Annotated in this window: 10 protein-coding genes; 4 read left to right on the top strand and 6 right to left on the bottom strand. The window is 66.1% G+C overall.

The window, feature by feature from the left end; translation table 11 throughout:
- Positions 1-91: 91 nt before the first annotated feature.
- Entirely contained in the window at positions 92-757 is a 666-nt protein-coding gene (locus tag PLC66_RS21625) for an energy-coupling factor ABC transporter permease (protein ID WP_324544259.1), read from the top strand.
- Positions 758-804: 47 nt separating this feature from the next.
- On the top strand, positions 805-2,601 hold the full coding sequence (locus tag PLC66_RS21620) for an acyl-CoA dehydrogenase (RefSeq protein ID WP_324544258.1): 1,797 nt from the start codon (positions 805-807) through the stop codon (positions 2,599-2,601).
- A 158-nt stretch (positions 2,602-2,759) separates the two neighbouring features.
- Here the strand turns inward: PLC66_RS21620 and PLC66_RS21615 are convergent, their stop codons facing one another.
- From PLC66_RS21615 to ompR, 6 genes are read right to left on the bottom strand one after another with little or no spacing between them, the layout of a single operon-like run.
- Positions 2,760-3,542: a peptidylprolyl isomerase gene (locus PLC66_RS21615; protein ID WP_324544257.1), complete on the bottom strand. Its 783-nt coding sequence runs from the start codon at positions 3,540-3,542 to the stop codon at positions 2,760-2,762.
- Between the two features lie 10 nt (positions 3,543-3,552).
- On the bottom strand, positions 3,553-3,840 hold the full coding sequence (locus PLC66_RS21610; RefSeq protein ID WP_324544256.1) for a BolA family protein: 288 nt from the start codon (positions 3,838-3,840) through the stop codon (positions 3,553-3,555).
- The gene (locus PLC66_RS21605) at positions 3,837-4,136 is read right to left on the bottom strand and encodes a YciI family protein (protein WP_324544255.1); all 300 of its coding nucleotides are present in this window, start codon (positions 4,134-4,136) and stop codon (positions 3,837-3,839) included. The genes PLC66_RS21610 and PLC66_RS21605 overlap by 4 nt, the downstream gene beginning before the upstream one ends.
- Complete coding sequence (locus PLC66_RS21600) at positions 4,136-4,744, bottom strand: septation protein A (RefSeq protein ID WP_324544254.1); 609 nt, start codon at positions 4,742-4,744, stop codon at positions 4,136-4,138. Before PLC66_RS21600 ends, PLC66_RS21605 begins: the two co-directional genes overlap by 1 nt.
- Positions 4,741-6,180, bottom strand: a complete 1,440-nt coding sequence (locus PLC66_RS21595) for an ATP-binding protein (protein ID WP_324544253.1) — start codon at positions 6,178-6,180, stop codon at positions 4,741-4,743. The genes PLC66_RS21600 and PLC66_RS21595 overlap by 4 nt, the downstream gene beginning before the upstream one ends.
- A gap of 7 nt (positions 6,181-6,187) precedes the next feature.
- Positions 6,188-6,949, bottom strand: coding sequence for an osmolarity response regulator transcription factor OmpR (gene ompR, locus PLC66_RS21590; protein WP_324544252.1), 762 nt, complete (start codon positions 6,947-6,949; stop codon positions 6,188-6,190).
- A 289-nt stretch (positions 6,950-7,238) separates the two neighbouring features.
- On the opposite strand from ompR, the gene PLC66_RS21585 reads away from it, so the two are divergent.
- On the top strand, positions 7,239-7,541 hold the full coding sequence (locus PLC66_RS21585) for a hypothetical protein (protein ID WP_324544251.1): 303 nt from the start codon (positions 7,239-7,241) through the stop codon (positions 7,539-7,541).
- 64 nt (positions 7,542-7,605) lie between these two features.
- Positions 7,606-7,908: tRNA (adenosine(37)-N6)-threonylcarbamoyltransferase complex dimerization subunit type 1 TsaB (tsaB, locus tag PLC66_RS21580; RefSeq protein WP_324544250.1), on the top strand; the 303-nt coding region annotated here is incomplete at its 3' end.

Here is a 7,908-nt window from a genome sequence, read left to right as displayed (position 1 = left end):
CAGGTCGCCGACTACGGCCTGGTGGGCGATCTGTTCCAGGTGGTGCCGGAGCTGACGTCCGCGGTCTGAGCGCTGCCCCGAGCCGACCGGCATGAACCTACCCGCATCGCTGTTCTCGGCGACCTGGCACGGGTTCATGCTGGTCGTGACCGCACTGACCCTCTACAGCTTGTTGCGCAGGGCGCCCTGGGGGCGTCTGCGCGACGGCCGACAACTGAATCTGCTGCTTGGTTTTGCTGTCTGCCTGACGCTGATGTGGAGTTTGAAGGCGGGCGTGATGCCCGGCCTGACATTGCACCTGCTGGGTGCGATGGCGGCGACGCTTGCGCTCGGGCCGTGGTTTGCCCTGGCTGTGCTGGCGCTCGCGCTGACCGGCATCACCCTCAACGGTGCGCTCGAATGGGTGGCGTGGCCGCTGAATTTCGTGCTGATGGCGGTGGTGCCCGTTGCGCTTGCATATGGCATTCAGCGCGCGATCGAGCGCTGGCTGCCGGCGCACTTCTTCATCTTTGTTTTCGTCACGAGCTTTGCGGGGGCAGCCCTGACCGTGATGCTGCAGGGTGCGGTGAGTTCGCTGGCGATGATGCTGGCGGGCGCCTATTCAGCCGCTTTCCTGCTGAGCGAGTACCTGCCCTTTTTCCTGCTGCTCGGTTTTTCCGAGGCCTGGATCAGTGGAGCGATCATCACGCTGATGGTGGTGTACCGGCCCGAATGGGTTGCTGCCTTCGACGATCGCCGCTACCTGATTGACAAGTAAGCGACATACGCAAGATCACTTAACCCGTCCATGGAGTGACTACATACATGAGCAACTACAACGCCCCCCTTCGTGACATGCAGTTCGTGATGCGCGAACTCGCCGATCTCGACGCGGTGACGCAGCTTCCGGGCAACGAGGAAGTGTCGATGGACCTGGTCGACGCCATCCTCGAGGAGGCCGACAAGTTTGCCAGCGGCGTGCTCGCTCCGCTGAACTGGACGGGCGATCAGGAAGGCGCGAAGTGGAACGACGGCGTCGTCAACACCGCCCCGGGCTGGAAGGAGGCCTACAAGCAGTTCAGCGAGTCCGGCTGGACCGCAATCGCCTGCGACCCCAATTATGGCGGGCAGGGCCTGCCCAAGCTGCTGTCGACGGCCGTGATGGAGATGTGGAAGTCGGCCAACATGGCCTTCTCGCTGTGCCCGATGCTCACCACGGGCGCCATCGAGGCGCTGATGCTGCGCGGCACGGACGAGCAGAAGGACACCTACCTGCCGAAGATGATCTCGGGCGAATGGACCGGCACCATGAACCTGACCGAGCCGCAGGCCGGCTCCGATCTCGCTGCGGTGCGCACCAAAGCCGAGCCGCAGGGCGATGGCACGTACAAGATCTTCGGCCAGAAGATCTTCATCACCTACGGCGAGCATGACCTCACCGACAACATCATCCACCTCGTGCTCGCCCGTCTGCCGGACGCACCTGAAGGGGTGAAGGGCATCTCGCTGTTCGTCGTGCCCAAGTTCCTGGTCAATGCCGACGGCAGCCTGGGCGCGCGCAATGACGTGCACTGCGTGTCGATCGAGCACAAGCTCGGCATCCACGCCAGCCCGACCGCCGTGCTGGCCTTCGGCGACAAGGGCGGCGCGATAGGCACCCTGGTGGGTGAGCCCAACCGCGGCCTCGAGTACATGTTCATCATGATGAACGAAGCCCGCTTCGCGGTCGGCATGGAAGGCCTGGCGCTGTCCGAGCGTGCCTACCAGCATGCGCTGCAATACGCCAAGGATCGCATCCAGGGTACCGACGCCGGGGTGCGTGGCGGCCCGAAGGTGAACATCCTGCATCACGCCGACGTGCGTCGCCTGCTGATGACGATGAAGAGCAAGACCGAAGCGATGCGTGCGTTGGCCTATGTGGTCGGGGCCGCCATCGACAAGGCCCACCATCACGCCGACGAAGCGCTGCGGGCGCAGAACCAGGCCTTCGTCGATCTGATGATTCCGGTCGTCAAGGGCTGGTGCACGGAGAACTCGATCGACGTCACCTCCGACGGCGTCCAGGTGCATGGCGGCATGGGCTTCATCGAGGAAACCGGCGCCGCGCAGCACTTCCGCGATGCCCGTATCACCACCATTTACGAAGGCACGACCGCGATCCAGGCCAACGACCTGATCGGGCGCAAGATCGCCCGCGAGAACGGCGTCACCATCGCGGGCGTCGTGCGCCAGATGCGTGCGGTCGAGGCTGAACTCGGCAGCGTCGAGGGCGACGCCTTCGCCGCCATCCGCAAGTCGCTGGGTGCCGGTATCGCGGCGGTGGAGGAGGCGGTCGCCTACATCCTGGCCACCTACAACGGGAACATCAAGGCGGCTTCGGTGGGTTCCGTGCCCTTCCTGAAGCTGCTGGGGATCGTTGCTGGTGGCTGGCAGATGGCGCGCGCCGCGCTGGTTGCCAAGCGCAAGCTCGAGGCGGGCGAGGGCGAGGCGAGCTTCTACCAGACCAAGATCGTCACGGCCCGCTTCTACGCCGACCACGTGCTGGCCCAGGCGCCTGGCCTGGCCTACACGGTGGTGAATGGCGCCGCGGGTGCATTGGAGCTGGCAGAAGAGCACTTCTGATCGCGCCTTGCGCATGAACCGGCCCGAGGGGCCGGCTCATGCGCGACACCTCTTGCGAGACCAATAAGAAGGCCCGACCGGCTTGCGCCGTGTCGGGCCTTCGTGTTGGTGCCTGCCTCGCCGCCAACGCGGCGGGGCAGGGCGTCGAGGCTGAACGATTACTCGACCTTGGCCTTCTCGCGCAGCTCCATGACGTGGCGCTCGACCTTCTGCTGCTGCAGGCGCTGCTGCAGCTGCGGCTTCACTTCGTCGAACGGGGGCGCCTGCACCGGGCGCACGTCGTCGAGCTGGATGACGTGGTAGCCGAAGTCGCTCTTGACCGGCGTACTGGTGTACTTGCCCTTTTCTAGCGCCACCATGGCGTCGGAGAACGGCTTCACGTACATGCCGGGGTTGCTCCAGCCGAGCTCGCCGCCGCGATCCTTCGAGCCGGGATCACGCGACTCCTTGGCGACCTCCTCGAAGGGCGCGCCGTTCTGCAGGCGGGCAATGATGGCCTTCGCTTCGGTCTCGGTCTCGACCAGCACGTGGCGGGGCTTGTACTCCTTGTCACCCATGCGACCCTTGATGGCGTCGTATTCCTTCTGCAGTTCAGCGTCGGTCACCGGGTTGGCGCGCACGAACTCCTGCAGGTAGGCACGGATCAGGATGGCCTGGCGCGCCATGTCCATCTGCGCCTGGACATCGGCCTTCTTGTCGAGTCCCTTCTTGCCCGCTTCCTGGCTCAGCACCTCGCGGCGGACGAGTTCTTCACGCACCGCGTTCTGCAGCTGCTCGCTGTCCGGCACACCTTGCGCACGTTGCTCGGCGAGCATGGCCTGCGCCCGCGCAGCGGGAATTGCAACCCCGTTGACCTTGGCGACGGAATCCGCCGCGACCACGGGAAGGGCGAGAAAGCCGGCCAGCAGGGTGATGGCAAGACGGCTCGGGAAGTGTTTCATGGAGATTCCTTCAGTTTGCATGTGTAGTGGCCTCGGTGGCCGTAAGCGCGCGGATGGCGAGGGCATGAATCTCCCTTTTCATCATGTCGCCAAGCGCGGTGTAGATCATACGCTGTCGCTGCACTCTGCTGCAGCCCTCAAAGGCTGCGGAGACGATGTAGACGCGGTAATGCCCGCCGCCGTCGCGGGCGCCGGCGTGGCCGGCGTGGAGGGCACTGTCGTCCTCGATCTCGAGCGCGATGACGGGGATCTGCTGCGACAGGATCTCGCGGATGCGGGCGACCGTTTCCGCGCTCATGGGAGGGTCTTCCGGAACGGGCGCACGGTGACGCGGGCGAACACGCCGGCAAGTGCGTAAGGGTCTTCGCGCGCCCAGGCTTCGGCGCTCTCGAGCGAGTCGAACTCCGCCACGATGAGGCTACCGACGAAGCCGGCAGGCCCGGGATCGGGCGAATCGATGGCCGGCATCGGTCCGGCGAGCAGGAGCCGCCCTTCTTCGCGCAGCGCCTCGAGGCGGGCGACGTGCTGGGGCCTGACCGCGAGCCGGGTCTCGAGGGTGCCGGGGGCATCCTCACCGATCAGTGCGTAGAACATCAGTTGGTTTCCTCTTCCATGTGGCGTGACAGATAGAAGCCCTGGCCGAGCACGAAGGCAAGCATCAGGCCAAGACCGCCGAACATCTTGAAATTGACCCAGGTCTCTTCGCTGAAGCTGTAGGCCACGTACAGGTTGAGCAGCCCCATGCCGATGAAGAAACCGGCCCAGGCCAGGTTGAGCCGCCCCCAGACCGGGTCGGGTAACTGGATCTGTGCCTCGAGCATCTTGCGGATCAGGTTGCGCTTGAGCAGCACGGCCGAGCCCAGCAGCACGGCACCGAACAGCCAGTAGAGCGCGGTCGGCTTCCACTTGATGAAGGTCGGATTGTGGAAGAACAGCGTGGCGCCGCCGAACACGACGATGATGGCCAGGCTGACCCACAGCATGGTGTCCACCTTGCGATGGCGCAGCCAGACGATCGCGATCTGCAGCATGGTTGCAATGATCGCGACGAAGGTGGCGATCAGGATCGGCGCCTGCGTGGGCGCGATGCCGTCGCCCAGCCAACCTGCGGCGAGCGCGTGCGCTGCCTCCGGGTGAGCACCGCCGATCTTGTAGGCGGCGAAGAAGAGGATGACAGGGAGCAGGTCGAAGAGAAATTTCATGTTTCACGCGTGGTGCCGGATTCGAGTCGAAGCATTCTATCGCGAGCGCGGCTTCCTGCACCGGGCAGGCAGAGGATGGCCCTGAGGCCGCCGCCTTCGCGCGGCAGCAACTCGAGTCGGCCGTGGTGGGCGCGCATGACGCGCTCGACGATGGCGAGCCCCAGTCCCGCCCCCTTGGTGTTCGAGCGGGCCTTCTCGAGCCGCGTGAAGGGCTGGCGCATGCGTTCGATCTCGGCTTCCGGGATGCCCGGTCCGCGATCGGCCACTTCGATGTGCGCCTCGGCACCCTCCACGGTGGCGCAAATGTCGAGTGGCGCCTCGTCACCTGCATAGCGCAGGGCGTTGTCGATGAGGTTGGTGAGCGCCCGCCGGATCGGCAGCGCCCGCGCCGGCACGACGAGGCTGTCGGGGAGCTCGATCTGCATGTTCACGCCCCGCAGGCGGTAGGGCTCGGCGACCTCGCGCACCAGCGCGGCCAGGTCGATCGGCCCGCTCGCCTCCTGCGGATCGCCGCGACCGAAGTCGAGGAACTGGCCGATGATGCGGTCCATCTCTTCGATATCGGTAACCATCGCGGCCACCTCGCTGCTGGGCGCGCCGGACATCTCGATGCCGAGACGCAGGCGGGCGAGGGGGGTGCGCAGGTCGTGCGACACGCCGGCGAGGATCAGCGCACGATCGGCGTCCATGCGCGCGAGATTGCTGGTCATCTGGTTGAAGGCGCGGGCGACGATGGCGATCTCCTGCGGGCCGGACTCCTCCTGCGGCGGTGGCGTCTCACCACTGCCCACCTGGCGTGCGGCGCGGGCAAGCTGGCGCAACGGGGCGCTGATGCGTGACACGATGAGGAAGGCGCCGAGCAGGGCAGCTAGCAGGGCGCCGCTTCCCCAGGCGAGCCAGCCAAAACTGTCAGGGTTCTCGATGCGCTCGGGCGGCAACATGACCCAATACTCGTCATCGGCGTCATCCGGATCGAGGCGGAAGCTGACCCAGAAGCCGTGCAGTGACTTCCAGCGCGTCGCGAAGCGCGTGTGATCGCCGAGCTGACGGCGCACATCGCTCATCAGCAGCGCCAGCGGACGGGTGTCGGCGAGCGGCTCGATCTCGTCCGTGGCCTCGGAAGGATAAATGCGGATGCCTTCGAGCGCAGCCAGATCGATGAGCAGGTCGATGCGCCTGTCCATGTCGGCATTGATCAGGGCCGTGCGGGTGAGGTTGACCACTGACACCACCATCTGCGCGACGTCGCGTGCCCGCGCCGGCTCCTGGAAGTAGCGGAAGATCTGCGACCAGGCGCCGAGCGCAAGGATCAGCAGCAGGGCAACGAGCAGGAAGGTCTGCCACAGCAGGGTACGGGGCAGGACTCGCGCGGACCATGACTTCGTCCCCGTGCTTGCCGCCCCGGTATCGGTCGCATGCAACCGCTCTGGCGTCATCCGTGGCTCAGTTGCCCTCGGCGGGCTCGGTCTCGTCCGCCGCGCCCGCCTTCTGGTCGTCGGGCACGAAGACGTAGCCGAAGCCCCACACGGTCTGGATGTAGCGCGGCTTGGCCGGGTCGTCCTCGACGAGCTTGCGCAGCCGGGAGACCTGCACGTCGATCGCACGATCGAACACGCCATATTCGCGGCCACGCGCCAGTTCCATCAGCTTGTCGCGTGAGAGCGGCTGGCGGGGATGCGTCAGCAACACCTTGAGCAGGGAGAATTCCCCGGTGGTGAGCTGGATCTCCTCGTTGTCGCGGGTGAGCGAGCGCGTACCCAGATTGACCTTTACCCGCCCGAACACCACGAGCTCGTCCTCGGCGGTGGGCGCGCCCGGCAGGGTCTGCGGCTGGCGGCGCATGACCGCCTGGATGCGGGCGACCAGTTCGCGCGGGTTGAAGGGCTTGGCGATATAGTCGTCGGCTCCCATCTCGAGGCCGACGATGCGGTCGACGTCGTCACCCTTGGCAGTGAGCATGATGATCGGGATGAAGTTTTCGGCCGCCCGCAGGCGGCGGCAGATCGCCAGTCCGTCCTCCCCGGGCAGCATCAGGTCGAGCACTACAAGGTCGTAGTGCTCGCGGTGCAGCGCCCGGTCCATCATCGGCGCGTCTCCCACTGCTTTGACCGCAAAGCCCTGCTCCTGAAGGTAGCGGGACAGCAGTTCGCGCAGGCGTGCGTCGTCGTCGACGACGAGGATGCGATAGCGTGTTTTCTGGTTCATGCGACGAATGCTAGCCTGAGTCGCGAGGCCGTGCCAGAGGCTTCGCCGCCCGCTCGAAGGCTCGCCGGGTAACGCTTCGTAAGGAGCACAGTGCAAAGCAATATGGGCTTACAAATGCGATGCCGGCGTGATCTTTCGCGCTACACACGGTGGGCGCTTTGCCGTATGGTCGAGGCTGCTTTCCACTGTGTGTCGGGTCCTCGCCCGACCGCCCAGCTTCGGTCGCCGATCCATGAGGTTCTCTTTCGCTCCCCTTCAGTCATCTTCCATCGCCCGCTGGCGAGGCGCCATGGTGCTTGCCGTGAGTTGCGGTGTCGGCGTGCTCCTGCTGGCGGCGCCGATCCAGGCGCATGCGCAGGCAGGCCGGCAGGTCGAGATGGAGCAGGCCGAGGCCGCCGCCGGCAAGGTGTCGGCCGAGACGCGTAGGAAAGAGTGGCGCAGGACCCTGGGTGGCGGGGCAGAGATCCGAGACGGCGCGTCCGAGCGCCGCCGTATGAGCGATGAAGAACGCAGCCGCCTGCGTCGCCATGTCAGCGATGCCGCGCGCGGCGCCTACGGCGATGAGGCGCCAAGGGGCAAGGGTCGTCGCTGAGCGCGCGCGCCAGTGCTCGCCGCTCCAGCCCGCATCGTCTTGCAGCCGGTAGAATACCGGCACCATGAAAGTCCTCTCGATCGAAACTGCCTGCGAGCACGGCAGCGTTGCGCTGCTGCGCGACGGCGTCGTCCATGTGCGGCAGATCCACGGCGCCGCAAATCACTCCGAAGCCGTCCTGCGCGACCTGCGCGAACTCCTGGCCGAAGGCGGCCTTGCAGTCCCGCAGCTCGATGCAATCGCCTTTGGGGCCGGGCCAGGGGCGTTTACCGGCCTGCGCCTCGCCTGTGGCGTGGCACAGGGCATCGCACTCGCGGCGGGGCTGGGCGTGGCGGCGGTGAGCAGCCTGCAGGCGATCGCGCTGCAG

Origin of the sequence: Thauera sp., assembly GCF_035444905.1 — a bacterium.
Classification (GTDB): Bacteria; Pseudomonadota; Gammaproteobacteria; order Burkholderiales; family Rhodocyclaceae; genus Thauera.
The sequence above is the reverse complement of the archived record's forward strand: the minus strand, read 5'-3'. Positions and strand labels throughout refer to the sequence as shown.